General features: G+C 47.3%; 27 protein-coding genes and 1 riboswitch (1 of these 28 only partly in view). Of the genes, 18 read left to right on the top strand and 9 right to left on the bottom strand.

Annotated elements, in window-relative coordinates:
* Positions 1 to 21 precede the first annotated feature (21 nt).
* On the bottom strand, positions 22 to 1,206 hold the full coding sequence (locus tag AC0VYQ_RS14405; RefSeq protein WP_475403859.1) for a hypothetical protein: 1,185 nt from the start codon (positions 1,204 to 1,206) through the stop codon (positions 22 to 24).
* A 152-nt stretch (positions 1,207 to 1,358) separates the two neighbouring features.
* Positions 1,359 to 1,892 (bottom strand): type III secretion system chaperone family protein, encoded by a 534-nt coding sequence (locus AC0VYQ_RS14400; protein WP_029331941.1) that lies wholly within the window; start codon positions 1,890 to 1,892, stop codon positions 1,359 to 1,361.
* Between the two features lie 205 nt (positions 1,893 to 2,097).
* On the opposite strand from AC0VYQ_RS14400, the gene AC0VYQ_RS14395 reads away from it, so the two are divergent.
* From AC0VYQ_RS14395 to AC0VYQ_RS14385, 3 genes are all read left to right on the top strand, one after another.
* Positions 2,098 to 4,554 carry a CoA-disulfide reductase gene (locus AC0VYQ_RS14395; RefSeq protein WP_214893384.1) on the top strand — a complete coding sequence of 819 codons (2,457 nt, stop codon included), beginning with the start codon at positions 2,098 to 2,100 and terminating at the stop codon, positions 4,552 to 4,554.
* 479 nt (positions 4,555 to 5,033) lie between these two features.
* Positions 5,034 to 6,479: an alanine/glycine:cation symporter family protein gene (locus AC0VYQ_RS14390; RefSeq protein WP_214808349.1), complete on the top strand. Its 1,446-nt coding sequence runs from the start codon at positions 5,034 to 5,036 to the stop codon at positions 6,477 to 6,479.
* 167 nt (positions 6,480 to 6,646) lie between these two features.
* The gene (locus tag AC0VYQ_RS14385; protein ID WP_088838083.1) at positions 6,647 to 7,108 is read left to right on the top strand and encodes a hypothetical protein; all 462 of its coding nucleotides are present in this window, start codon (positions 6,647 to 6,649) and stop codon (positions 7,106 to 7,108) included.
* Between the two features lie 56 nt (positions 7,109 to 7,164).
* On the opposite strand, the gene AC0VYQ_RS14380 is transcribed toward AC0VYQ_RS14385, so the two are convergent.
* Positions 7,165 to 7,977, bottom strand: coding sequence for an aldo/keto reductase (locus AC0VYQ_RS14380; protein ID WP_088838082.1), 813 nt, complete (start codon positions 7,975 to 7,977; stop codon positions 7,165 to 7,167).
* Between the two features lie 158 nt (positions 7,978 to 8,135).
* Between AC0VYQ_RS14380 and AC0VYQ_RS14375 the strand changes: the two genes are divergently transcribed.
* Positions 8,136 to 8,336: a hypothetical protein gene (locus AC0VYQ_RS14375; RefSeq protein WP_088838080.1), complete on the top strand. Its 201-nt coding sequence runs from the start codon at positions 8,136 to 8,138 to the stop codon at positions 8,334 to 8,336.
* A 42-nt stretch (positions 8,337 to 8,378) separates the two neighbouring features.
* On the opposite strand, the gene AC0VYQ_RS14370 is transcribed toward AC0VYQ_RS14375, so the two are convergent.
* Positions 8,379 to 9,686, bottom strand: coding sequence for a Na+/H+ antiporter NhaC family protein (locus tag AC0VYQ_RS14370; RefSeq protein ID WP_475403858.1), 1,308 nt, complete (start codon positions 9,684 to 9,686; stop codon positions 8,379 to 8,381).
* A gap of 80 nt (positions 9,687 to 9,766) precedes the next feature.
* A riboswitch (SAM riboswitch) is annotated at positions 9,767 to 9,870 on the bottom strand.
* A gap of 79 nt (positions 9,871 to 9,949) precedes the next feature.
* Positions 9,950 to 10,918, bottom strand: coding sequence for a metal ABC transporter solute-binding protein, Zn/Mn family (locus AC0VYQ_RS14365; protein ID WP_214802195.1), 969 nt, complete (start codon positions 10,916 to 10,918; stop codon positions 9,950 to 9,952).
* Positions 10,919 to 11,087: 169 nt separating this feature from the next.
* Between AC0VYQ_RS14365 and AC0VYQ_RS14360 the strand changes: the two genes are divergently transcribed.
* Together AC0VYQ_RS14360 and AC0VYQ_RS14355 are read left to right on the top strand one after the other, a co-directional pair.
* Positions 11,088 to 12,047 (top strand): alpha/beta hydrolase fold domain-containing protein, encoded by a 960-nt coding sequence (locus tag AC0VYQ_RS14360; protein ID WP_475403857.1) that lies wholly within the window; start codon positions 11,088 to 11,090, stop codon positions 12,045 to 12,047.
* A gap of 46 nt (positions 12,048 to 12,093) precedes the next feature.
* Positions 12,094 to 12,669, top strand: coding sequence for a histidine phosphatase family protein (locus AC0VYQ_RS14355; RefSeq protein ID WP_214805260.1), 576 nt, complete (start codon positions 12,094 to 12,096; stop codon positions 12,667 to 12,669).
* Positions 12,670 to 12,672: 3 nt separating this feature from the next.
* Here AC0VYQ_RS14355 and AC0VYQ_RS14350 read toward each other — a convergent pair whose 3' ends face one another.
* Positions 12,673 to 13,164 (bottom strand): YwpF family protein, encoded by a 492-nt coding sequence (locus AC0VYQ_RS14350; RefSeq protein ID WP_475403856.1) that lies wholly within the window; start codon positions 13,162 to 13,164, stop codon positions 12,673 to 12,675.
* A 143-nt stretch (positions 13,165 to 13,307) separates the two neighbouring features.
* Between AC0VYQ_RS14350 and AC0VYQ_RS14345 the strand changes: the two genes are divergently transcribed.
* Positions 13,308 to 13,637, top strand: a complete 330-nt coding sequence (locus AC0VYQ_RS14345; RefSeq protein ID WP_088838070.1) for a hypothetical protein — start codon at positions 13,308 to 13,310, stop codon at positions 13,635 to 13,637.
* Between the two features lie 100 nt (positions 13,638 to 13,737).
* On the opposite strand, the gene AC0VYQ_RS14340 is transcribed toward AC0VYQ_RS14345, so the two are convergent.
* Both AC0VYQ_RS14340 and AC0VYQ_RS14335 read right to left on the bottom strand, forming a co-directional pair.
* Positions 13,738 to 15,189, bottom strand: a complete 1,452-nt coding sequence (locus AC0VYQ_RS14340; protein ID WP_088838068.1) for a nicotinate phosphoribosyltransferase — start codon at positions 15,187 to 15,189, stop codon at positions 13,738 to 13,740.
* A gap of 16 nt (positions 15,190 to 15,205) precedes the next feature.
* Positions 15,206 to 15,739, bottom strand: a complete 534-nt coding sequence (locus tag AC0VYQ_RS14335; RefSeq protein WP_029331926.1) for a cysteine hydrolase family protein — start codon at positions 15,737 to 15,739, stop codon at positions 15,206 to 15,208.
* A gap of 164 nt (positions 15,740 to 15,903) precedes the next feature.
* Here AC0VYQ_RS14335 and AC0VYQ_RS14330 point away from each other — a divergent pair, with 164 nt between their 5' ends.
* The 3 genes from AC0VYQ_RS14330 to AC0VYQ_RS14320 are packed head-to-tail and all read left to right on the top strand — an operon-like array spanning position 15,904 to position 16,953.
* Positions 15,904 to 16,179, top strand: a complete 276-nt coding sequence (locus AC0VYQ_RS14330; RefSeq protein ID WP_029331924.1) for a 4a-hydroxytetrahydrobiopterin dehydratase — start codon at positions 15,904 to 15,906, stop codon at positions 16,177 to 16,179.
* Positions 16,169 to 16,666 carry a hypothetical protein gene (locus AC0VYQ_RS14325; RefSeq protein ID WP_214766433.1) on the top strand — a complete coding sequence of 166 codons (498 nt, stop codon included), beginning with the start codon at positions 16,169 to 16,171 and terminating at the stop codon, positions 16,664 to 16,666. The genes AC0VYQ_RS14330 and AC0VYQ_RS14325 overlap by 11 nt, the downstream gene beginning before the upstream one ends.
* 23 nt (positions 16,667 to 16,689) lie before the next feature.
* Entirely contained in the window at positions 16,690 to 16,953 is a 264-nt protein-coding gene (locus tag AC0VYQ_RS14320; RefSeq protein WP_029331920.1) for a hypothetical protein, read from the top strand.
* Between the two features lie 68 nt (positions 16,954 to 17,021).
* Here the strand turns inward: AC0VYQ_RS14320 and AC0VYQ_RS14315 are convergent, their stop codons facing one another.
* On the bottom strand, positions 17,022 to 17,768 hold the full coding sequence (locus tag AC0VYQ_RS14315; protein ID WP_159172340.1) for a rhomboid family intramembrane serine protease: 747 nt from the start codon (positions 17,766 to 17,768) through the stop codon (positions 17,022 to 17,024).
* A 68-nt stretch (positions 17,769 to 17,836) separates the two neighbouring features.
* On the opposite strand from AC0VYQ_RS14315, the gene acpS reads away from it, so the two are divergent.
* From acpS to AC0VYQ_RS14275, 8 genes are all read left to right on the top strand, one after another.
* Complete coding sequence (acpS, locus tag AC0VYQ_RS14310; RefSeq protein WP_029331917.1) at positions 17,837 to 18,217, top strand: holo-ACP synthase; 381 nt, start codon at positions 17,837 to 17,839, stop codon at positions 18,215 to 18,217.
* Positions 18,195 to 19,271, top strand: coding sequence for an alanine racemase (alr, locus tag AC0VYQ_RS14305; RefSeq protein ID WP_029331915.1), 1,077 nt, complete (start codon positions 18,195 to 18,197; stop codon positions 19,269 to 19,271). The genes acpS and alr overlap by 23 nt, the downstream gene beginning before the upstream one ends.
* 139 nt (positions 19,272 to 19,410) lie before the next feature.
* A complete protein-coding gene (locus AC0VYQ_RS14300) occupies positions 19,411 to 19,635 on the top strand; it encodes a hypothetical protein (protein ID WP_012371670.1) in 225 nt (74 codons plus the stop codon).
* A 3-nt stretch (positions 19,636 to 19,638) separates the two neighbouring features.
* A complete protein-coding gene (locus tag AC0VYQ_RS14295; RefSeq protein ID WP_029331914.1) occupies positions 19,639 to 19,989 on the top strand; it encodes a type II toxin-antitoxin system PemK/MazF family toxin in 351 nt (116 codons plus the stop codon).
* A gap of 199 nt (positions 19,990 to 20,188) precedes the next feature.
* Positions 20,189 to 20,515, top strand: a complete 327-nt coding sequence (locus tag AC0VYQ_RS14290; protein WP_088838058.1) for an STAS domain-containing protein — start codon at positions 20,189 to 20,191, stop codon at positions 20,513 to 20,515.
* Complete coding sequence (gene rsbW, locus AC0VYQ_RS14285) at positions 20,512 to 20,994, top strand: anti-sigma B factor RsbW (RefSeq protein ID WP_029331912.1); 483 nt, start codon at positions 20,512 to 20,514, stop codon at positions 20,992 to 20,994. The genes AC0VYQ_RS14290 and rsbW overlap by 4 nt, the downstream gene beginning before the upstream one ends.
* The gene (sigB, locus tag AC0VYQ_RS14280; protein WP_012371666.1) at positions 20,960 to 21,757 is read left to right on the top strand and encodes an RNA polymerase sigma factor SigB; all 798 of its coding nucleotides are present in this window, start codon (positions 20,960 to 20,962) and stop codon (positions 21,755 to 21,757) included. The genes rsbW and sigB overlap by 35 nt, the downstream gene beginning before the upstream one ends.
* A gap of 63 nt (positions 21,758 to 21,820) precedes the next feature.
* A protein-coding gene (locus AC0VYQ_RS14275; protein WP_214893394.1) for a Tex family protein crosses the window boundary here: on the top strand, positions 21,821 to 23,895 show its 5' portion. Its footprint extends 46 nt past the window's final position; only the first 2,075 of its 2,121 coding nucleotides appear in the window; its start codon is at positions 21,821 to 21,823; its stop codon lies off the right edge, out of view.

Genomic DNA, 23,895 nt, shown 5'->3' with positions numbered 1-23,895 from the left:
AAGTTCCTCCAATCGTCTTGCTTAGTTGAACGTATCGAGCGCATCGACGATTTTTTTGCTCACCGTTTCCGCTTCTGCGTCATTTTTTTCGATGAGATCGTACCATGTGTTAGCGTCAGCAAGAACAGCGTCTGCCTCTTCTTTACCGAGACGATTTTCGAGGGTCGGCTTCATCGCGATGACGAACATGTTCGCTTCCATCGCTTCGACACGTGCTGTATCGACATCTTTCGCTTCGAGTGCTTCCATTGCTTCTTCATGATAACCGACGACTTTCTTCGTCAATGCTTTGGCGAAGAGTCCTTCGATCTCTTCATAAGAGACGTCTGCTGGTTTTGTTTTTGAGAAGTCGTATTGTTCTTTTAGTTTTGCGACGGCGGCTTCATCGCCACCGGCAAGTGATTCCTCGATTGCGAGTAAGAATCCGTAGCCTTCTGCTTGTTCCATTTGTAACTCTTTTTCGTCGGCACCGGATTTAGCGCCATCCTCGATTTTTTGTGCATAACCGAGTGCTGCGAGATAGAATGAACGGTAAATCGACTTATCCGTCAACTGTTTTGCGACTTTAAAGTCAGCGACGTTTTCAGCCGAGATGGCGTCTTCTTGTGCTGCGAGACCGGACGTGATCGCTTGTGCGATGGCTTCTTCGTTTTTGAAGTCATAACTCGCATCGCGCTTTTCGGCTGTCGGGATGAAGACAGTTTCCGCCATGTTTTTGATATTTCCTAACGTCGCCATGGCGTCATCCGTTTTTCCGGCCACGACTGCTTCTTCTGCTGTTGCTTGCATTGATTTTTGGAGTTTATAGAAGTAAGACTGAAGTCCTTTATCGACAAGCTGACGGGCAATGTTCTCATCCAAATCCTTTGATTCGACGCCTGCGAGGGCAGAAGTGACGACTTGTTCGATTTCAGGAGCGGCAGTTGCAACGCCACCTTTTAACTTCGATTCATAACTCGTCTGGACCATCTTCCAGTCGATGGCTTGTCCTTCTTTTGCCTTATCAAGTTCTGTCTTGATCGAGCTGAAGATTGTCAATTCATCCGTTAATGTCGTTGCGGCGATTCCGGCATTCGTATTTTTATCAGACGTTTGCTCCGTTTTGTCTTCTTTTGGAGCTGTCGTTGTTTCTTTTTCATCCGTTCCGCAAGCTGCGAGTAATCCGGCTACCATAAAGAGTGACGCTACTTTAAATCGTTTTTTCATCTGTCTCATTCCCCCAGGAAAAATAAAATTATCTACAAAATGATGTCGTTTTCACAATTCTCACTATAACGAGAATAATTCTCATTGTCAATTGAACTTAAAACAAAAAATGGCTCCAGAGAAATCTCCGGAGCCATTTTTTTAAATATAAATTATTGAATTTGGTCATACAATTTCGTTAAATACGCGTACACTTCGTCAGAAGCTTGGAACATCATGACCGAGTGGCCGAAGATGGCAGCCGGGTTGAAGCCGTGATCTAAGTCGATTGTTGAAGCAATCGTTACGTCGCGATCGCTATCGAGGACGACGCGGAAGTACTTGAACTCTTGGTTGAAGTCATTGATTGCGTTTAAGATAGGAAGATCTTCGACACCGTCTGGAACGTGCGTAACGGTACGAGCGAATAACTCAACGTCCGTCGTCGTTTTACTGAAGACGATCATCATCATCGGCTCAGCGCCAGCTGGTGTTTTTTCTTGTGTCATAAAGAAGACGTGTGTTTCATTTTCACGTGCTTCCATTGGAATGCCTTTTTCGACTAAGAACGCTTGGAATGCTTCCAAGTGTTGTTGTTGAACTTCCGTTACCCCGTTTTCGTTTGTTTCTTCTTGATTACGTTCTGGGTGAAGCGGTGTGACCTTGTTGTCCTCATTCGTTTCGTTCGAGTTACGGTCCTGGTCCATTTTAAATCCCCCTTATAGATACTGTAATCTCAGTTTCAAGCATTTTAAGAGGAATTGCAACTAATGTCCGTTATCATTTAAAGAAGAAACAGTTTGAAAATAAGACAAGTATGTGAAATGTAGAGCAAACTACTTGAAACCACATACCTTAATGGGTATATTGTAAAGCATAGAGAGTACGATTCGATTTAGGAGGAAAACAGACATGAAAACAATCATTGTTGGTGGAGTAGCAGGTGGAGCGACCGCTGCAGCACGATTACGCCGGTTGGATGAAACGGCGGAAATCATTTTGTTAGAACGTGGAAAAGAGATTTCGTTCGCGAACTGTGGATTACCGTACTATATCGGGGATGTCATCAAAGACCGGAACAAGCTACTCGTCCAAACACCTGAGGGGATGCATGCCCGGTTTAACTTGGATGTTCGGAATCTGTCGGAAGCGATTCAAATCAATCGTGAACAAAAAACGGTCACAATCCGTAAAGTCGATACAGGTGAAGAATATGAGGAGTCATATGACAACTTAATTCTTTCACCAGGAGCAAAACCAATGCGTCCATCAATTCCTGGTATCGAAGAAGCGACGAACATCTTTACGTTACGTAACATTCCGGATACGGACCGGATGCGTCAATATGTCGATGAGAACCGTCCCGCACGTGCCGTCGTCATCGGTGGCGGGTTCATTGGACTCGAAATGGCAGAAAACTTGGTCGAACGCGGTGCGAAGGTGACATTGGTTGAAATGATGGATCAAGTCATGGCACCGGTCGATCCGGAAATGGCAGCCATCGTTCATGAACATTTACGTGCAAAAGGGGTCGAGTTGATTTTATCGGATGGTGTCGCCCGCTTTGAAGAGGCAGGGAAACGTGTTGTCTTGGCAAGCGGCAAGACGATCGAAACGGAAATGAACATCCTGTCGATTGGTGTCATGCCGGAAAGTAACCTTGCGGCGGAAGCAAAACTTGAGTTGGGAATCAAGAATACAATCAAAGTCGATGACACGTTACGGACATCTGATCCATCGATCTTTGCGATTGGTGACGCCATCGAAGTGAAAGATTACGTGACAGGAGAGGCGATGCACGTTCCACTCGCGTGGCCGGCGAATCGTCAAGGGCGTCTCGTTGCAGACATCATCGCCGGACGCGACGTCAAGTATACAGGTGCGCTCGGTACAGCCGTCGCAAAAGTATTCGATATGACGGTCGCTTCGACCGGAAATAACGAAAAACGGTTGAAACAGTCTGGTCGCCGCTATGAAGCGGTCCATCTCCATCCGGGTTCGCACGCCGGTTATTATCCGGGTGCCAGTCCAATCTCAATGAAGCTCTTGTTTGATCCGATTGACGGAACGATTTACGGCGCGCAAGCGATTGGGATGACGGGTGTCGAAAAACGGATTGATGTCTTAGCGACGGCAATCAAAGGTGGATTAACGGTCCTCGACTTGCCAGATCTTGAATTATCATACGCACCACCGTATAGCTCGGCGAAAGATCCCGTTAACATGGCAGGATACATCGCTTCGAACATCGTGTTAGGGGACAGCGAAAACGTCCATTGGCATGAAATTGATCAAATCGTCGCAGCCGGCGGATTGTTACTCGATGTCCGTGAACCGTCTGAAAATGAACTCGGTTCGATTCCGGGCTCGGTCAATATCTCATTACCGACGCTTCGCACGTCACTCGACGAGCTACCGAAGGATCAGCCGATCTACGTGACATGCCAAGTCGGATTACGGGGATATGTCGCGAGTCAGCTCCTCAAACAAAACGGCTTTGAGGTGAAGAATTTGAGCGGCGGATATAAAACATGGGCGACGGTCAATCGCGATCAAGAAGCGCGAAACCAAGCACGGGAGGAAACAGCAGTGACGACAATTAAAAGTGAGCCGAAACAAGCCGTGAAAGCAGAGCAAATCACGCTGCTCGATACATGTGGATTACAGTGTCCGGGACCAATCGTTGAATTAAAAACAAAGATTGATCAACTGCAGGACGGAGACCAAGTCTTCATTAAAGCATCGGATCCTGGTTTCTTACCGGACGTCCAGGCATGGGCAACAAAGCTCGGACATACCGTCCATACGGCAGAAATGAATCAGGGAATTGTCGAAGTTTTACTTGAAAAAGGGCAAGGACAAACGGAGCAACACGTGACATCGGCACCTGTCGCAAAAGCAGATGACGCGACGATGGTCGTCTTCAGTGGAGACCTTGATAAAGCACTTGCTTCATTCGTCATCGCACAAGGTGCACAAGCGATGGGCAAACAAGTCACGATGTTCTTCACGTTCTGGGGACTGAATGTCATTCGTAAGCCGGATGCACCAGCCGTCGACAAAGCACCGATGGAACGCATGATGGGGATGATGATGCCGAAACATGCCGGTGATCTTCCATTATCCAACATGAACATGGCAGGCGCCGGTCAAAAAATGATGAAAAAAGTCATGAAGGACAAACAAGTCGATGCGCTAGAGACGATGATGGCAAAAGCGCAAGCAGCAGGCGTCCGGATGATTGCGTGTACGATGTCGATGGACATCATGGGGATTAAAAAAGAAGAATTGTTAGATGATATCGATTATGGTGGGGTCGCAAGTTATCTTGGTGCGACAGACGATGCCAACTTAAATCTATTCATCTAAAGAATCGAAAAGAGCCCTTCCACGAAAAGTGGAGGGGCTCTAAGTGTTTGTCTAAAGATGGAGGGGGTGACTAATTCAGATGAACATCCATCCTTGTGACGGACGTTTCCTTGTCCCATAGGAGTTGAGGATGGACGTTTCCGTCCTCCGTTAATCGAAATGGCCGATGATTCTACTTCCACGGAATCATCGGCCATTTCGATGTAAATGCTTCTTTTTCACGATGGCTTAGTGTGTATTTGGGACACGCATGAAAAAGTCCTGATTCCGTTTAATTGGTAGCCGTCCCTCCTTTTGAGTGAGGCCGTTCTTTTTTTGTTCGTAAACGAAAAACCTTACATCTAATGTGAGGAAATGGATAGAAATGCCTCGTAATCAGAAATTGACTGATACAACTGTATTTGATTTTTCAAAAAAACTTTCGTATTATAGAACACATGTGAAGAAATGTTACATAAGAGAGAAGTGGGGGAGCCTGTATGGAGAAACAACTGATGGATATCGTAACGAATATTAGTGATGTATTATGGTCGAGCGTCCTGATCATCTTACTTGTTGGCTTAGGCATTTATTTTACGATTCGCATGGGATTCGTCCAATTCCGGATGTTACCTGAAATGTTACGGTTACTGTTCCAGGGAACAGATAAAGGAAAGGATGGCGTCTCACCATTCCAAGCGTTCGCGATCAGTACGGCGGCACGTGTCGGGACCGGGAACATTGCCGGTGTTGCGACAGCCATCGCACTAGGTGGACCCGGTGCCGTCTTTTGGATGTGGCTGATTGCCTTGATCGGTTCAGCGTCAGCATTCGTCGAAAGTACACTTGCTCAAATTTATAAAGTCCGTGATGAGAAGGCATGGCGTGGGGGCCCTGCCTACTACATGGAAAAGGCGCTTGGTCAACGGTGGCTCGGAATCGTCTTCAGTATCTTGATTACAATCTCGTTCGGGTTTGTCTTTAACTCGGTTCAATCGAATACGATTTCATTGTCACTTCAAAGTCAGTATGGCATCGATAAGATGTGGATCACGATTGCACTCGTTTTATTAACATCACTCGTGATTTTCGGTGGAGTGCGCAGTATTGCGACGGTCTCTGCATTCCTTGTTCCGATCATGGCGGGCGGATACATTTTAATCGCCCTCTTCATTATGATTACGAATCTTGAATTGTTGCCGAACGTCTTCGGCTTGATTTTCCAAGAGGGACTTTTAGAGTTCAAGACGCTTGCTGGCGGAGCAATTGGTGCTGCAGTTCTTAACGGAATTCGTCGTGGTCTGTTCTCGAATGAAGCCGGTATGGGTTCTGCTCCGAATGCTGCTGCGACGGCTGAAGTGTCACACCCCGTCAAGCAAGGTTTGATTCAATCATTCGGTGTATTTGTTGATACGTTACTCATTTGTTCGTCAACAGCGATGATCATCCTCGTCAGTGATGTCGCGACGAAAGACGCGAACGGAAAAGCAGTTGCCGGGATCGAACTCGCGCAAAATGCACTCTCGACTCAGGTCGGAGTGTTTGCGACGACGTTCATGGCACTTGCGATCTTCTTGTTCGCATTTAGTTCAATCATCGGAAACTATTATTACGGTGAATCGAACATCAGCTTCATTAATGACAATAAAACACTGATGATGGCTTACCGTGTCATCGTACTCGGGATGATTGTCTTCGGTTCAGTCGTACAGACGGCAGGTCTTGTCTGGGCGCTTGCTGATATTTTCATGGGCTTGATGGCAGTCGTCAACTTGTATGCGATTTTCCGCTTATCTAAAATCGCGAAACTCGCACTTGATGATTACCTCGAACAACGAAAAGCCGGAAAAGATCCGCGCTTTTATGCGAATTCGATTCCGAACTTACCAGGTAAAGAATCTCTTGAGGCTTGGGAAACGGACGAATCAAAAGAAAAAGCGATTTAATCAAAAAGAACCGGCATTTTGCTGGTTCTTTTTGCATGTAGACAACGTGCTATCAGAAGGTGAGAGCGTTTTTTTCGTTGCTTTTTAGTACGCAGATTCTAAAAAAATTACTAAAGCATCGAAAAAATGGGAATAGCTATTAAAGAAACGAAGAGAGGAGAGGGAGGATGGAAAACGTACATTACGTTCGTGTCGCGGATGCCGTTTGGGATTCGTTTGGTGACGACCCGCATATCATCATGGACTGGATTCTTTTTATCCATGAGACGCAGCCGGATTATGAACAGCTATTTGCTCTGGAAGACACGGCAGCCCTCTATCACTTGATGAATCAAATCGATATCTATATCGATCAAGAGACCCATTACAACTTAGGTCGAGCGATTGTCGGTGAAGAGTTGATTGTCAACGAAACACAAGCAGCAATTGTCGGGATTCTCCCTCTTCCGTTAATCATCATCTCAGCAGAAGTCATGCGAAATTTTGATCGTCGGTCACTAGAGACGATTTATGATGAAGCGGGGCAACATGGAGAATTCGACGACGTGTGGGAACAGTTTGCTGATTTACGCGCATACTTCAGCAAGGCTGAAACGACAGAAGAGACGATTCTTATTTATTACGCTTAAAAAAGACTGCTACGGGATAGGTCCCGTCAGCAGTCTTTCGTGTATCGGTCAGTGGATTAAAAGTCAATTTCGTCAGGGTCCGGTCCGAGGCGGACTTCTGTCGCGAGACGATCGATTTGTTCGAGGTCGTCTGCATCGAGTTGGAAATCAAACACATCGAAGTTTTCAGCAATCCGTTCTGGTGTGACTGATTTCGGAAGCGCAACGATTCCGTTATCGAGGTGCCAACGTAGAACGACTTGTGATGGGCTCTTACCATGTTTTTCAGCAATCTCTTTGAAATCATTGATTTCAAGGAACTTACCTTGCATGAGTGGGCTCCATGCTTCGACTTGAATGCTGTGATCCTGCAAGTATTCATGCAATTCATGCTGTGGAAGTTGTGGGTGAAGCTCGACTTGGTTAATCATCGGCGTCATGAGTCCTTCTTCAGCAAGCGTATCGAGATGATGTTCTTTGAAGTTCGAAACACCAATTGCTTTAATTTTACCCGCTTCGTACAGCTCGACCATGGCTTTCCATGCTTCGACATAACCTTCAACCGGCCAGTGAATGAGATAAAGATCGAGATAATCGGTTTCTAGTCGCTCAAGTGACTCAGCGAAAGCCTCTTTCGTCCGTCCGGCACGAATGTCATCGTTCCAAACTTTAGACGTCAAGAAGAGTTCTTCACGTTTCACGCCGCTTTCTTTGATTCCTTTTGCGACACCACGTTCGTTTTTGTAGACGGCAGCCGTATCGATATGACGGTAACCGACGCGAAGTGCTTCTGCGACGGCAGCCGGTGCTTCCGTCTCTTCATCGACTTGCCAGACACCGAACCCGATCTGTGGAATCGTGATACCATTTGAAAGTTTTGCGTATTGCATGTATATACTCCTCCTTCAATGAAACTAGAATATGGATTTGCCTGTTCAGTTTAGCATGAACTTAGCGGAACATCTGTTTTGATGCTCATAAGCAGGGAATATAGAATGGGAAAGAGAAGAAAGTCTACTGATGCATAAACGAAGAGAGGTGTAATATCATGGTGAAATCGATTAAAAAAGTACCAAAAGGAGTCTGGACAAGCATCGCAGCACTATTAGGTGCTCAAGCCACGTTCCTCTTCCTTGGTGCCCGCAAGACAGGACGCAATCCGTGGGTATGGGGTGGAGCAGGACTCGTTCAATTTCCGCTTCCGGCGATTGCCTATTTCATTTTGAATCGTCAAGAAAAACAGAAATAAAGTGAACCCCCGTCGCAGACGAAGCGACGGGGGTTGTTTGTTTTACGACATGTTGTTTTTTTGTGCGGCATCGCTCTTCCGGCGTGGGAAGCCGAAGAAGATTGCCAGTGATCCACAAACGAACAGTAAAAATGGATAGAACAAATAAGGAATCAGTTCGGGTGACGCCGTTTTCGTCAATTCAGCGGCAATCAAAAGTTGCGCTCCGTACGGGATGATTCCTTGAACACCACAGGAAAAGAGGTCGAGGATACTGGCTGACTTCTTCCGGTCGATGTCATACGTATCCGCGATTTCAGCAGCGAGCGGACCGGCGACAAGAATCGAAATCGTATTATTTGCTGTTGCGAGATTCGTTGCACTGACGAGGGCAGCCATACTGAACTCAGCTCCCCGGCGTTTCGAAATCTTTCGTGTCAGCGTTTCTTTGAGATAAGCAATTCCACCGTTATAGGTGATCAGGCTGACGAGTCCACCCATCAGCAACGTCAAGATTGAGATTTCTGCCATCCCCATCAATCCGTCAGACATCGCGAGGACAAACCCACTTACTCCGAAACTACCGTCGATCATTCCGATGATGCCTGTCAATAACGTCCCGCCGAGTAAGACGAGAATGACGTTGACACCAAAGAGGGCGAGCACGATGACGGAAAGATACGGAATCAGCTTATAAAATTCAAATGCTTTCGCTTCGACGATATCTCCGGAACCTGACACGAAAGCGAGTAAGATGACAGTGATGACGGCAGCAGGCAAGACGATTAAAAAGTTCGTTCTGAATTTATCACGCATGTTCGTTTTTTGTGTCCGGACAGCGGCGATTGTCGTATCTGAGATAAACGATAAGTTATCACCGAACATTGCTCCACCGACGACGGCAGCAGCGGCGAGTGCGACATTGACGCCCGTCGCGTCATGAATCCCGAGTGCGATCGGTGCAAGGGCAGCGATTGTGCCGGTCGAAGTTCCCATCGCCATCGAGATGAAAGCGGCAATGATGAACAATCCACTCATTAAAAGAGACTGGGGTAGGAAACTGAGTGCAGCGTTGACGGTCGCATCAATGGCTCCGATTGCATTCGCTGTTCCAGAAAATGTGCCAGCGAGTAAAAAGATGAAGACCATGATCATGATGTCCGGATTTCCGGCACCGCGGGCAATCCGCTCGACGGTCTGGTTGATGTCTCCCTTAGATGTCGCAGCAGCAAAAATCAAGGCGATTAAAGCTGCAATCAAGATGGGGAATTTGTAAAAGTCGTTATAGAAGATTCCTGCACCGATGAATAATACAAGAAAAACGAACAAGGGCAACAACGCCCATTTGTTCGGCGTAATCGTTTCGTTCATGTGAATCACTCCATTTCTTCAGCATACAAAAAAAGACCCCTTCGCAAGAAAGAAGGAGGTCTTTACTGAAAAAGACGCTCTTCTTATCTCTCAAGCCATAGCTTGCTGGATTTGGCACAGTACGAATCAATCGTCCGCTGCCGAAACATCATTGGGCCAGTCCCTCCGTTTCTCGCGATAAAAAGAAGTCATTTAGTTGTTTAGTCGTTGTTTAAAACACGTTTATTACCCTAACGTATCTTTTAATGCTTGTCAACTGTACCTTACTGCAGTGCTTGTTTGAGCGTCGTCACATTTTCGTTCATCAAATCAAAGTACGATTGATCTTGTTGATCTTTTGCGACGGACTCGAGGTTATGAATCGTAATCGATTCGGCACCGATTTCTTTTTGGATGACACGGGCGACCTTTGGCGACACCGTCTCTTCGAAGGCGATATAGTTTAAGTCATGCATCTCTGCTTCCTTGACGATGGCAGCCAGCTGTTTTTGGGACGGTTCGTCAGACGGTGAAATACCGGCAATCGGCAGTTGCGTGAAACCGTAACGTTCCGCCAAGTACCCGTATGCGGCATGCGTGACGAGAAGCTCCTTTTTCGAACCGGAGTCAACAGCTTTTTGTAAATTTTGGTCGAGTTCATCTGCTTGTTTGTTAAAGAGTGCGAGGTTTTTATCAAACGTTTCCTTCCGGTCAGGTGCTTCCTTTGCTAACGCGGTCGTAATCGAGTCAGCCATTTTCTTGGCGTTGTTCGGGTCGAGCCAAACATGCGGATCGTATTGTCCATGATCGTGCGACTCTTCTTCAGCCTCGTGATCATCATGGTCATCGTGTGCGTCTTCTTCGTGCGTATGAAGCGAAGCGGAAGCCTCGAGTAAGTCGATATTTTTGCTTGTCTCGACAAAACGAATGGAATTACCGGCTAAACTTTCCTTAATCTTTTCAGAGTACGGCTCAAGGGTTGTGCCGGTAAGTAAAAATAGATCGCCTTTCGCAATCGTCGTCAGTTGCTTCGGAGTCGGCTCATACGAATGCGGGTCGGCGCCAGGGGGAACGATTAATTCGACCTGGACGTCTGTGCCGCCGATTTCTTTTGCAATTGCTGCAGTCGCGAATGTCGACGTATAAATTTGCAATTTACCGTCTTCGTCTGAATTTGAAGGCGATGAGCCGCATGCGGCGAGCAGACTGGCAGTTACTGTCGCGATGGTTAACGCTGGAATGATTTTTTTCATATGTGAACCCTCCAAGATAATTAAAACGTAATTGTTCCGATTTGGACTTTCTAACTATATCCGACGGAAATTAAAGCGTCAAGTCGGAATGTTGTGAAGTTCTAGTTCAAAATAAATCGGGTAAGAGAAGAGTAGAAGTGAAATCGGAATGAGCCTTGGAGGTGATGAGGTGAAACGTGAAACAGCATGGTTGATGGGTGGCGCCGCTATTTTGACGACGGCTGCTGCTGGTGCGAGTATTTGGAATAATTATGGAGCCTTACTCAGATGGACGGAGCCGGTCTTGCCGCTTACCAAAAAGCAATTAGCACCACGAAATCTTTTGTACAAGACGGTCAATCAGCAGGATTTGACGTTAGATATTTATTATCCGCCGGGAGAAGGGCCGTTTCCGGTCGCGATTTATGCTCATGGCGGCGCATTCGTTCGTGGAAACCGTGATGATGTGTTTAGTTTTGCTCCAATCATCGACCGGTTTTTAGAACTCGGGATTGCCGTTTGCAGCATCGACTATCGTTTGTTTGAGGATGGCAGCTACTTTCCGGACAACCTGGAAGATGTTCGAGATGCCTTATGTTTTTTAAATCAACAAGCGGATGAATTACGCATCGCGCGCGGTCGCATGCTTTTATGGGGTGATTCAGCAGGTGGAGCCCTAATGTTGACGACGGCGCTTGCTCCGACTGAATTTATCGGCGAACAGGCGGAGGCGCATCTTCCTTTAATCAGTGGAGTCATCGCCTTGTATCCGCCGACGAATTTTCTGTTATTTAAATTCATTCAAACCTGGATTGCCCATATCAAGTTTTATGGGGGTGGACGTGAAGAATGGCGACAGTTGATGATGCGTGTCTCCCCGGCGACACATTTAAGTTCCGACTCGCCGCCGATCATGTTGCTGCACGGAAAAAAGGATCCGATTGTCCCGTTTGCTCAAGCACTCCACTTTGTTGAGAAGGGGGCGGATGTCGGGGCGGATGTTCGATTATTCTCTTTCCCGAATGGTACACATTCGCTGGCGAGCTTTGCCCAAACTGAAAATCCACTCAAAATTGAACGTTTGCTCGAACGAATCGAAGCCTTCAGTTGTCAAGTGCTTGTCTTACCGAAGCGAGAGGCGCTTCATTAGGAAACATGATACAATCAGTCATATTTCTTTAGAAGGAGACTGCAATATGACGGAAATTTGTTTAGTACGACACGGTCAAACGGACTGGAACTTAAACGAGCGGATTCAAGGACGTGAAGATATACCGCTTAACGAGACCGGTAGAAAACAGGCGGCTCTCAGTGCTGCCTACCTGGCAGAAGAACAGTGGGACGTCTTGATTTCAAGTCCGCTATCGCGAGCTGTCGAAACTGCTGAAATCATTGGTCGATCGATTGGTTTAAGCTTGACGGAAACGGATGAACGGCTTGTCGAGCGCGAATTTGGAACGGCTTCCGGTGAACCGGTCGCCGGAATTTACGAAGCAGTGCAGGCAAATGATGCAGAGCGCGTCCCGGGGCTTGAAACGGAAGCGGAAATTCAACAGCGTGTCTTCAGTGCGGTTGAAGAACTGACAGAAAAATATCGAGGAAAACGCCTCTTAGTCGTCTGCCATTCGCATACGATTAAAGCGGCACTCTCCTCGATTGATGAGACATTCAGTTACCGGACGCCGTTAAAAAATGCATGTGCGAATTACATTCGTTTTTCCGACCGTTATGAGATTGAACGGATTAATGTAGCGGACCATATCACAATTTGAACATCAATCTTCGACGGTTGCCGGATGTTCTTGTAAGTACCGTTTAAACGTTTCTTTCGCGATGCTCGTGATATGAGCACCACGTTTAGAGCGTCGGTCTTTATATTCTTGAATCAGCTCTTCGCCAGTAAAGTTGTCTTCGACGACTTCACGCAAAATCGATTCGGATAAATCATTTTTCATCATGACCATCTTACCGGTAAAGAGGTAAGAGACGCCTTCGCTCAATTGCGTACTTTCATAAGGGGTGACAATCATGGCGGCGGGGTCATTGTCCGGCCGTGAAATCGTGATTTCAATCAAAGCGCGCAGCTTTTTCTCGAACAGTTCTTTCAAAATCGGTTGATCGGTGTCGGTGACGACGATTTCAGCGACCCACTGGGCGGTTTGGTCGGTACTCACCGTCAGCCCATCTTTAATCTGAACGGGGATTGTCGTATCTCGCCCTGATTCATCCATGAGAATACGTAATGTACACAATTTAAAGGTTTTCAAAAAGAACTCCTCCTTTTGTTGTTCGTACGTGATTTTCTTCAGTATAACGTGAGTCTGTCGCCTGCGCGAAACTTTTCGTAACGTCTTCGAGTCGAACTATGTTTAAATGGAACTAGAAATCAGAAACAGGAGGACCGTTTATTATGCCGCAAGCACTTATAGGAATATTAGGGATCGTGGGGATTATCTTACTTGCCCATCACATCATCATGTATTGGCATGCTGAGCCAAAAGATCGCCCGACGCTTGCGTACCGCATAGCGCTCCTGATCGCCTGTTTGCTTCTTATCAGTGGAAGTGATCATTTAATTAGTATCTTTTACGCCGATTCTCTTGCTGAGTTCGGTCAACGGATTACCTATATCGTCTTCATCGGAGGTGCGCTTGGTTTTGCGTGGTACTTTCGTCAACAAATGGAACAAGCGACAGCCAAAATGACTGCTCACCCAAACGAAACAGCCCACTTCAGTTGAAGGGGCTGTTTTTAGCGTATAGAAAAATGAGAGGGAGATGAAAAGGTAGCCTTTCAAGACGTCCGTCAAGAAGCTTGATTCTTGAGGCTGCTTGATTTTATTATTTTACACCACTTGCGAGGCGTGTTTTCCGAATCATGTCGAGTTTCAGTTTCCAGAGACGGTCGCTGAACGTGACGGCATAGATTTCAGGTAGACGTAGACGTTTGTACTCTTCCCACAGGCGTCCGATTTGCTGTTCGTGGAACTGACGACTTTCTTCAATCGTCGGAACGGTATACACGAGTTCACCGTCCTTAAAGATCGGTGCAAGTAACCGTTCAACCTTAAAGTTTTCAATCCGGTTCCGGAACGACGGGTCACGGACGTCAATCAAATCAACGAAGTCGAGTTGACTCGGATCTTCATCGAGTAACGTGATGTAGTCGCCTTTGAACTTGTTCGTTTCCGGGTCGACGATGCGGTACGCCTCCTTGATATGCGGTGTCGTCGTCTTCGCTTTTGAAGACGAAACTTTGATGACGGGTGCAAGTTCGCCGTCAATTTCGCGGGCGACGAGTTTATAGACCATGCCGAGCGCCGGTTGTTCGTACGCCGTGATGCCGCGTGTTCCGACGAGGAAGGTGTTTGCCTGTGCCCCTTGGATGCGAAGGTCTTGAATGACATATTCGTCTAAATCACCAGACAGGACAATTTCGACGTCGAGTAAGCCGGCTTCATCAAGCATCTTCCGGGCGCGTTTTGATAGGTAGGATAAGTCGCCGGAATCGATTCGAATCCCGCGTAACTTATGTCCGTCTGCTGCGAGTTCTTTTGCGACCGTGATCGCATTCGGGAGTCCGCTTTTAAGCGTATCGTACGTATCGACGAGCAGCGTCGCCTGATCCGGATAATGCGATGCGAACGTCCGGAAAGCCGTCAACTCATCATCATGGAACTGGATATCTGCATGCTCCATCGTTCCACCGCATGGGATACCAAAGTCGCGGCCGGCCGACGCGAGACTTGTCACGTCGAACCCGGCTAAATAAGAGGCACGTGTTCCGAAGTAAGCAGCATCGATTCCTTGGGCGCGGCGTGAACCGGCTTCGAGGAATTTTGCGCCTGGTGCCGACTGCCGGATGCGCGCATATTTCGTCGCGATCAACGATTCGTGATTGGCGATGTTCAAGATGGCCGTTTGCAGTAACTTCGCCTCAAAAATCCGTGCTTCGATCCGGACTAATGGTTCGTTCGGGAAGACGATTTCGCCTTCTTTGACACTCGAGAGGGAGCCATTGAATTTAAAGTTACGTAACTCATCCTTGAATTCATCCGGGAACCCAATCATCGTTTGAAGATACGTAATGTCTTCTTCTGTGAAGTGGAGTGTCTGGATATATTCGATGATATTTTCAAGACCGGCGAAGACGACATAACCACCTTCGAATGGATTGCTGCGGTAATAGACGTCAAAAACAGCACGTTCATTATGGCGCCCTTCCTTCCAGTAGATATACATCCATCTCGGAAGATAGAGGTCAGTATGAAGTGCAAGATTACGTTGTAACATGAAGACAGATCCCTTCTTATTCGCCGACGACTTCTGCGCCGATCGATTGTTTAAAGTGTGTGAGTGCCCAGTCGTGGCCGGCCGCATTGAAGCTGGCGACGGCGTCAGCATGGACGACGATTTTATAGCCGAGATTGTACGCGTCGACAGCGGTGTGCAAGATGCAGATGTCTGTACAAACGCCGACGAGGTGAACTTCTGTGATATGCCGTTCACGAAGACGTAAATCTAGGTCCGTCCCAGCAAAGGCGCTATAGCGCGTCTTGTCGATGACATGATCCGCAACACGTGCCATCTCTGCGACCTGTCCGAATAAGTCCCGTCCGTGTGTTCCCCGAATATTATGAGGCGGGAAGAGGACGGTTTCCGGATGGAATGTGTCGCCTTCTTCATGAAGGTCGTTTGCAATGACGACATAATCGTTCGTCGAAAATTCATCCATGAGCGATGCGATGCGTCCTTCGATGAGTTGACCCGGTTTACCGCAAGTCAGCTTACCTTCATCGGCGACGAAATCAAACGTATAATCAATAACGATAAGAGCGCGCATGAGCGATAGCCCCTTTCCTGAATGGGATATAGTGTTCTCTTTCACATTGTACTCTATCTCACTTCGAAGGCAAAAGGAAGAAATCGAACGAGTAGAGGTATAAGAAGTAAGGAAAGTAGGGTATAAGGTATAGGACGAAAACGATAGTAGAGGAGGAGAATGGAATGGAACGGTTGAATGAGTATGAGGTAGAAGAACGTTTAGAAGGTCTGAATGACTGGAGCGTCGTCGATGACGAAATCGTACGCATCTACACATTGGATTCTTTTCCGGCGGCACTTGATTTTGTTCAAGAGGTCGGTTCTTTAGCGGAACACTTGAATCATCACCCGCGGATCATGATTGATTATAAACAGGTGACGCTCGCCGTGACGACACATGATGCTGGCGGATTGACTGGGAAAGACTTCGAACTCGCGGAGGCCTGTGATGCCATCTAAACTATTCATTACATTCGGTAGCGGTAACTTTGTCGACCAAATTCGCTCGCGTGATGCTCAAATTCGGGCAGCGGGCGGAAGCGGAGAAGCATTACTCTGGATTGAAACGGACGGAAAGTCACCGTTTCAAAGCGGGAACAGCTATACACTCCTCGAAACGCGTGGTAATTTTGATGAGAAGGGGACGATTTTTTACTGGTCGATTCCGGCAGATCAAAATAGCGGCGATCTTTTCATCCATCAGGTCATGTCGGACCCGAAAGTACTCGGGGCAGAATATGGCAGTTTCCAAGCCTTACGGATTGCCCGGGTCGAGCGGGCGACGGATCTCGTGTTGTTGATTCAATTCAAGGACGAAGGAGATGCGTCACGTTACGCAAAATCAGTTGAACGCTTGACGGTTGATCAGTATGCTGAAGAGGCAGGGAAGTCGTTTGCGCCTTCTCCAATTATGAAACGTTATCAACTTGTACCACCATTACATTAAAATGACACAGGGGGAAGAACCAGATGAAAAAGAATTATTTTGTACTCGCAACAGTAGGTGGCGCACTAATCGGAGCAACACTCTCATTACTTCATAAAGATACACGCCACGCACAAATCGAAGCGACGAAGCGTGCGTTTGGCGGAGCCGGCACACAACTTTCGGCAGTCAAACAAGATCCGAAAGGACGTTTTGAAGAAATTCGTGCCCTCTACACAGATAATCAAGAAACCATCCATAATCTGATTGACGATGTGAAGGATCTTGCGGAATCTTTCCGGAAGTAAGAATAAGAAAAAAGCGCCGAGTCTGTTTTCCGTAGTACGGAATCAGACAAGGCGCTTTTTTTTGTAGATTAGATGAATCGCGCGAGTAGACCGAAAACGGCAAAGGCAACGATGACATAAAACACGATGCGCCCCGTTTGACCGGATCCTGTCGAGTGAACGACATGACCACCGAACGTCGCCCGTTGACCCGTATTAAACGGACGTGTGAACGGAACAGCGCTTTTTCCGAAGATGAATCCAGCCAGGAATCCGAGGAGGAAACCATACAAGTGACCGAAGACGGAAACGTTCGAGCCGATCAGTGTAAAGACGGCCGTGATGGCACTAAAGATGTAGACGAGTCGTGCATCTTCGACAGAAATGATCGTCCGACGAAAACGACCGAGATAAACGTAAAAGCCAAGCAAACCTAAGATGGCTCCAGATGCTCCCGCCTGTCCATAAAATAAGTTATCGCTCAACGTGACATACGTCAACACGTTAGCGAGCGTTCCGACAAGCAAGTAAAAGATGGCAAATTTCACATGCCCGATCATCCGCTCGAGCGCAGGAGCGAAAATAATCAACGCAAACGTATTAAAGGCAATGTGCCAAAAATCGTAGTGTAAAAATGTCGCCGTGACGACACGCCACCATTCGCCATTCGCGATGAATAAATTAATCGCTGAACCATAACTGAGTGGAGAGAAACCAAAGCCGAGTAACTGATTCAACTGCTCGATGACAAACAGAGCGACTTGGATTAAAATGAACAACGAAACGACCGGATAAGAACGTGTGAACGTTTGTAGATTTTCCGTTCGACTAAACATGACAACACCTCGCTTCACTTTCATTCTATATGAAGTGGACGAAGAATAGAACTGTGGAGGCGTAGGGAATGATTTATGGTATCGGTCTTGACTTGATTGAATTAGAACGCGTTCGTCTGACACTCGAACGTCAACCCCGGATGCTGACACGTATTTTGACGGATCGTGAACAAGCGCGGTATGAAACATTGGCGGACGGACGCCGACTTGAATATCTCGCAGGACGGTTCGCTGCAAAAGAAGCGTTTGTCAAAGCACTCGGCACGGGGATTGGGCGAGAAGTGTCTTGGCGCGATCTTGAAGTACTAAATGAAACATCAGGTCGCCCTATCATGACGGGGCCGTTTGACGGTATGATTCATGTATCGATTACGCATTCGGATCATTATGCGGCAGCACAAGTCTTATTAGAAAAGAGGGATGGCGATGTACCGACCGACGTGGATTGAAATTGATCGTGCTGCGATTGCACACAATGTACGTGAGATAAAGGCAAGAATCGGCGACCAATCGATGATGGCCGTCGTCAAAGCGGATGGCTACGGACACGGTGCGATCACTGTGGCAGAAATTGCATTGGAAAACGGGGCTGACTTACTTGCCGTCGCTCTTCTTGAAGAAGCAATCGAGCTGCGTGAAGCAGGTATCCAAGCACCGATTCTTATGCTCGAGACGTTATTGCCGGAGCATGTCTCCGTCGCTTCGAATTATGATGTGGCGGTTCCTGTGTTTTCAGCCGAGTGGTTACGGCAAGCAAAACAACATCTGACGGAAATCGATTCGCTTCGGATTCATATTAAGGTCGATAGTGGGATGGGACGGCTCGGTCTGCAAACGATGGAAGAACTGGATGAACTTTTAATGGAGCTCGATTCTGATTTGCTTGAGCTCGAAGGAATTTATACACATTTCGCGACAGCGGACGAACTGTCGAGCCGTCTGTTCGAACAGCAACGGACGACGTTTCTCGGCTTCGTCGAACGCGTACCGCACGTGCGATATATCCATGCTGCGAATTCTGCTGCTGCGATTCGACTCGCAGGTCAGGATGACCCGTTTAATATCGTCCGCATCGGGATTGCCCTTTACGGCGCGATGCCGTCTGACGAGATGATTCCATATTATGATTTCCTTCAGCCGGCATTTTCGTTGAAGAGTCAGCTGATGCAAGTCAAGTGCGTCGAACCCGGACAGACGATCAGTTATGGGGCGACGTACACGGCACCGACGGACGAATGGATCGGGACCGTCCCGATCGGCTACGCCGATGGGTGGTCGCGACGTTTTCAAGGGTACTCACTCATCGTAGATGGTCAACCGTGTGAAATCGTCGGTCGTGTCTGTATGGACCGGTTAATGATTCGTTTACCGCAGGAATACCCTGTCGGCACAGAAGTGACGTTAATTGGAACGGGCGCGCCGATTGATGAAGCAGCCCACTGGTTAGGGACGATTAACTATGAAGTCCTTTGTCAATTTTCAAAACGTGTGCCGCGAAAATAAATTTAAAAAACCATCAATATGATGGCAAAAAAATGTTATTTCTTTGAATTTTGATTGTATTTTCTGAATTCGACTGATATATTGAAGTAGAAAGTGAGTCGTTCGTTAAGGTTTCAGTGAATCTGGAGGTGCCATTATCTTGGTCCAACAACGGGAAAAGCAGTTTGTTGAGCGAAATGTAGCGAAGGAGACGATTGGGATGAAGTCGAACCATACGACCGAAGAACGCAAGCGTCAGCTACGTGAGGAATTGAAGCGTGGTTACGAAGAAATGGCAGCAATCAATTTATCAATCGTTGGTGAAATGTTCCAGATTGAAACGGAGGCGGAGTTCTCGCTCCTACGTCAAGTAAGCGGGGTGTAAGCTTTGATAGTCAAACGTGGCGACGTGTTTTATGCAAATTTGTCACCTGTGGTCGGATCGGAACAAGGAGGAGTACGTCCTGTCCTTGTCCTACAAAATGATATTGGTAACCGATTCAGCCCTACTGTTATCGTGGCTGCGATCACGGCACAGATCGACAAAGCCAAACTACCGACCCATGTGGAAGTATATCGAGAGCGACACGGATTAGAACGTGATTCGGTCATCCTACTTGAGCAGGTCCGTACGATCGATAAGCGCCGTCTGACGGATAAGGTGACACACCTGGATCCTGAGACGATGATGAAAGTGAATAGTGCCGTTGCAATCAGCTTAGGCTTGATTGATTTTTAGGCACCTACATAGAAGCACGAGAAGAGTCGATACATTTGTATGCGACTTTTTTTGACTAAATTTTTAAAAATAGGTTTAGAAGTGTTTTAATGCGGGAAATATACTTAAGTGACTTTTTTTAAGGAGCCACTTTATTTACAATCAACTGATGAAACAGAGAGAAATCATATAGCATATTTCCTTGAGGAGGAACTTGAAGATGGATTTAACAATTAGAACAGAGCAACTAGATGGTCAGACGCATCTCTATATCGTAGGAGAGATTGATACGTATACGGCACCAAAACTTCGTCAAGAACTCGTTCCCGCTGTAGAAGCAAATGATGTCGTCGTTCACTTGGATGAAATTCATTACATGGATTCGACAGGTCTCGGTGTATTCGTCGGAGCGCTTAAAGCATCGAAGAAAAACGGTACATCGTTTACGCTTGTTGGTGTTTCAGAACGTATTCGTCGTCTTTTTGAAATTACAGGTCTTTCAAGCATCATTACAATCGACAGTGGTGTACGAGGTGGTACGCAATGAAAAACGAACAACTTGAAATGACACTACCTGCAAAACCTGAATACGTGGCAATCGCGCGTTTGACGGTTTCAGGTGTCGCAAACCGCATGGGCTATACGTATGATGATATCGAAGACATCAAAATTGCTGTTTCTGAAGCATGTGCGAATGCTGTTCAACATGCTTATGAAGACCAGCAAGACGGATCAATGGGCTTAACATGTAACGTTTACCCGGACGATCGTCTTGAAATCATCGTCAAAGACAACGGTGTGACATTTGATAAAGATAGCGTCAAACGCCAAAGTGAACCAATTACGGATTCGCACGATCTAGACTCACTGCATGAGGGGGGACTAGGGATCTTGATGATTGAGGCATTGATGGATCAAGTCACGATCGAAAAAGCAAACGGCGTCACTGTCCATATGACAAAATATATGAATAGAGATGAGGTGGGTCAAAGTGCCAGCAAAGTCTCAACAACGCCATCACAGTGATGACGAAGTCCTTCGACTGATTGATCTGTATCAACAAGATGACCAAGATGAAGAAGTCCATGCCGCGCTACTCGCCCGTTACTCGGATCTCGTCGAGGCGCTCGCCCGTAAATTCTCACGTGGCCGTCCGATTCATGATGATCTCGTTCAAGTCGGGATGATTGGATTGCTTGCCGCGCTTCGTCGTTTCGATAAAGAGTTTGGGCGAAGTTTCGAATCGTTCGCTGTCCCGACAATCATCGGGGAAATCAAGCGATTCATTCGCGATAAAACATGGAGCGTCCATGTTCCGCGTCGAATTAAAGAGCTAGGTCCGAAGATTAAGAAGGCTGTCGAAGAATTGACGACTGAACTACAACGTTCACCGCGAATCGACGAAATCGCTGCGCGTCTTGAAGTGTCAGAGGAGGAAGTGCTCGAAACACTCGAAATGGGTAAAAGTTATCAAGCGTTATCCGTTGATAGCTCGATTGAAGCAGATCAAGAGGGCAGCACGGTCACTTTACTTGATTTAGTCGGTAACCAGGAAAATGGTTATGACTCGGTCGACCAAAAGCTGATTCTTGAAAAAGCGTTTGCTGTACTGACAGACCGTGAGCGTTCGATTCTTGAATGTGCGTATTACCGCAACATGAGCCAAAAAGAAACGGGAGAACTTCTAGGTATTTCGCAAATGCACGTTTCGCGTTTACAACGCCGGGCGTTGCAGAAATTACGAGAAGCGATCAAAGTAGAACCGAATGAAGTATTCTCGAAAGACTGATGCCGTGGCGTCAGTCTTTTTTTCTGTCGATTCTTCGGTATAATGAGGGGGAGGTGAGGAAAAATGGAGAAGAGAATCGCAACAGAATTGAATTTACGACCCCAGCAAGTGAAAGCCGTCTTACAGTTGACGGAAGATGGAGGAACAATTCCATTCATCGCACGTTATCGTAAAGAGCAAACTGGTGAGCTCGACGAAGTCGAAATCAAGGCGATCCTCGATCGACATAAAAGCATCACGCAACTCGAAACTAAACGTGACGATGTCCTTCGGAAAATCGAAGAGCAGGGTGTGATGACCGAGGCATTGAATCAAGCGTTGCGTGAAGCGACGACGTTACAACAGATTGAAGACCTATACTTACCGTTCCGTCCGAAACGACGGACGAAAGCGGAAATTGCACGAGAGGCAGGGCTCGCGCCACTCGCAGAGTGGCTCCGTTCGCCGAAACCCTATGAAGAAGCGGGCTTCAAAAAATTGTTCGCAGGGCTTGAAGAAGCAGAGGCAGTTGCTGGTGCAGAAGCAATCATCGCGGAAGAGTGGGGCGAACAAGCAACTGTTCGCGATTACATTCGTCAAGTGACACACCGTGCGGCAGAAATCGTGACGAAACAAAAAAAGGATGCCGTCGATGAGAAAAAGGTCTTTGCCCAGTACTATGAGTACAACGAGCGGGTCCGCCAAATCGTGCCGCACCGGATTTTAGCAATCAACCGAGCAGAAGCCTTGAAAATCGTGTCCGTGAAAGTCGTGTTAGACGAGCAGCAAGTATTGCCATACTTACTTCGTCCTTTTAATCGGTTGCCCGAACAAAAGCGCCAGCTTGTTGAAGAAGCAGTCAAAACAGGATATAAAAAATCTGTTTTCCCGGCAATTGAGCGTGAAATCCGAAATGAATTGACGGAGAAGGCGGAGAACCAAGCGATTGAAGTCTTTGGTAAAAACTTGCGCCAACTCTATATGCAACCACCGATGAAAGGGAAAGTCATGTTAGGACTCGACCCGGCTTACCGGACAGGGTGTAAGTGGGCAGTCATTGATCCGACGGGTGAATTAAAAGAAGTCGGCGTCATTTACGTCACGATGTCCGAACAAAAAGCGAAGGAAGCCCGTACTAAATTATCAGAACTGGTGAAGAAATATGGTGTCGAGCTGATAGCGATTGGCAACGGGACGGCATCCCGTGAAACCGAATCCTTTGTAGCGGACTGGATTAAAGGGCATACGGAAGTCGCTTTTACGATCGTCGACGAAGCGGGCGCAAGTATTTACTCGGCTTCAGAAATCGCGCGTACGGAGTTCCCGGACCTCCAAGTCGAGCAACGTTCAGCGATCTCGATTGCCCGTCGTCTTCAAGATCCGTTAGCTGAACTTGTTAAAGTCGATCCGCAATCAGTCGGGGTCGGTCAGTACCAGCATGACGTGACACAAGTGAAACTGAAGGAAACACTCGACTTTGTCGTTGAGACCGTCGTTAACCAAGTCGGTGTCGATGTGAATACGGCGTCTGAGTCCCTGCTCGGGTATGTAGCGGGAATCACGAAGGCGACAGCAAAGAAAATCGTCGAACGACGTTCTGAACTCGGGGCATTTGCTTCACGGAAAGAACTGTTAAAAGTGCCGCGTCTCGGAGCGAAAGCATACGAGCAGGCAGCCGGTTTCCTTCGTATTCCTGAAGGGACGCATCCGCTGGACCGGACACCGATTCACCCGGAACAGTATAAAACTGTCGAACAACTGTTTAAGCAGCTTCAGTTAGCGCTGACGACCGTCGGGACGGAAGAACTCCGTACGAAGTTAGCGGAACTTCCAGTGAAGGATACGGCAGAACAACTCGAGATTGGTGAACCGACGCTCCGAGATATCATTGAAGCCTTGCAGCGTCCGGAGCGTGATCCGCGGGAGGCACTGGATAAACCGATTTTACGACAAGATGTTTTATCGTTAGACATGATCCAGGTTGGGATGGAGTTCCAAGGGACCGTCCGGAACGTGCTCGACTTTGGAGCATTCGTCGACATCGGTGTAAAGGAAAGTGGACTCGTCCACATCTCGAAGTTAAGTAAACGACGCGTCAAACACCCGCTCGACGTAATCGCCGTCGGAGAAATCGTGACGGTCTGGGTGACGAGTGTCGA

The organism is Exiguobacterium sp. QJM3NY_9 (assembly GCF_056173545.1).
The sequence above is the reverse complement of the archived record's forward strand: the minus strand, read 5'-3'. Positions and strand labels throughout refer to the sequence as shown.

Excerpts from the sequence above, each read along its gene's own strand:
- AC0VYQ_RS14405 (WP_475403859.1), bottom strand. The coding sequence starts at position 1,206 with ATGAAAAAACGATTTAAAGTAGCGTCACTCTTTATGGTAGCCGGATTA.
- AC0VYQ_RS14400 (WP_029331941.1), bottom strand. The coding sequence starts at position 1,892 with ATGGACCAGGACCGTAACTCGAACGAAACGAATGAGGACAACAAGGTC.
- AC0VYQ_RS14395 (WP_214893384.1), top strand. The coding sequence starts at position 2,098 with ATGAAAACAATCATTGTTGGTGGAGTAGCAGGTGGAGCGACCGCTGCA.
- AC0VYQ_RS14390 (WP_214808349.1), top strand. The coding sequence starts at position 5,034 with ATGGAGAAACAACTGATGGATATCGTAACGAATATTAGTGATGTATTA.
- AC0VYQ_RS14385 (WP_088838083.1), top strand. The coding sequence starts at position 6,647 with ATGGAAAACGTACATTACGTTCGTGTCGCGGATGCCGTTTGGGATTCG.
- AC0VYQ_RS14380 (WP_088838082.1), bottom strand. The coding sequence starts at position 7,977 with ATGCAATACGCAAAACTTTCAAATGGTATCACGATTCCACAGATCGGG.
- AC0VYQ_RS14375 (WP_088838080.1), top strand. The coding sequence starts at position 8,136 with ATGGTGAAATCGATTAAAAAAGTACCAAAAGGAGTCTGGACAAGCATC.
- AC0VYQ_RS14370 (WP_475403858.1), bottom strand. The coding sequence starts at position 9,686 with ATGAACGAAACGATTACGCCGAACAAATGGGCGTTGTTGCCCTTGTTC.
- AC0VYQ_RS14365 (WP_214802195.1), bottom strand. The coding sequence starts at position 10,918 with ATGAAAAAAATCATTCCAGCGTTAACCATCGCGACAGTAACTGCCAGT.
- AC0VYQ_RS14355 (WP_214805260.1), top strand. The coding sequence starts at position 12,094 with ATGACGGAAATTTGTTTAGTACGACACGGTCAAACGGACTGGAACTTA.
- AC0VYQ_RS14345 (WP_088838070.1), top strand. The coding sequence starts at position 13,308 with ATGCCGCAAGCACTTATAGGAATATTAGGGATCGTGGGGATTATCTTA.
- AC0VYQ_RS14340 (WP_088838068.1), bottom strand. The coding sequence starts at position 15,189 with ATGTTACAACGTAATCTTGCACTTCATACTGACCTCTATCTTCCGAGA.
- AC0VYQ_RS14335 (WP_029331926.1), bottom strand. The coding sequence starts at position 15,739 with ATGCGCGCTCTTATCGTTATTGATTATACGTTTGATTTCGTCGCCGAT.
- AC0VYQ_RS14330 (WP_029331924.1), top strand. The coding sequence starts at position 15,904 with ATGGAACGGTTGAATGAGTATGAGGTAGAAGAACGTTTAGAAGGTCTG.
- AC0VYQ_RS14325 (WP_214766433.1), top strand. The coding sequence starts at position 16,169 with ATGCCATCTAAACTATTCATTACATTCGGTAGCGGTAACTTTGTCGAC.
- AC0VYQ_RS14320 (WP_029331920.1), top strand. The coding sequence starts at position 16,690 with ATGAAAAAGAATTATTTTGTACTCGCAACAGTAGGTGGCGCACTAATC.
- AC0VYQ_RS14315 (WP_159172340.1), bottom strand. The coding sequence starts at position 17,768 with ATGTTTAGTCGAACGGAAAATCTACAAACGTTCACACGTTCTTATCCG.
- acpS (WP_029331917.1), top strand. The coding sequence starts at position 17,837 with ATGATTTATGGTATCGGTCTTGACTTGATTGAATTAGAACGCGTTCGT.
- alr (WP_029331915.1), top strand. The coding sequence starts at position 18,195 with ATGTACCGACCGACGTGGATTGAAATTGATCGTGCTGCGATTGCACAC.
- AC0VYQ_RS14290 (WP_088838058.1), top strand. The coding sequence starts at position 20,189 with ATGGATTTAACAATTAGAACAGAGCAACTAGATGGTCAGACGCATCTC.
- rsbW (WP_029331912.1), top strand. The coding sequence starts at position 20,512 with ATGAAAAACGAACAACTTGAAATGACACTACCTGCAAAACCTGAATAC.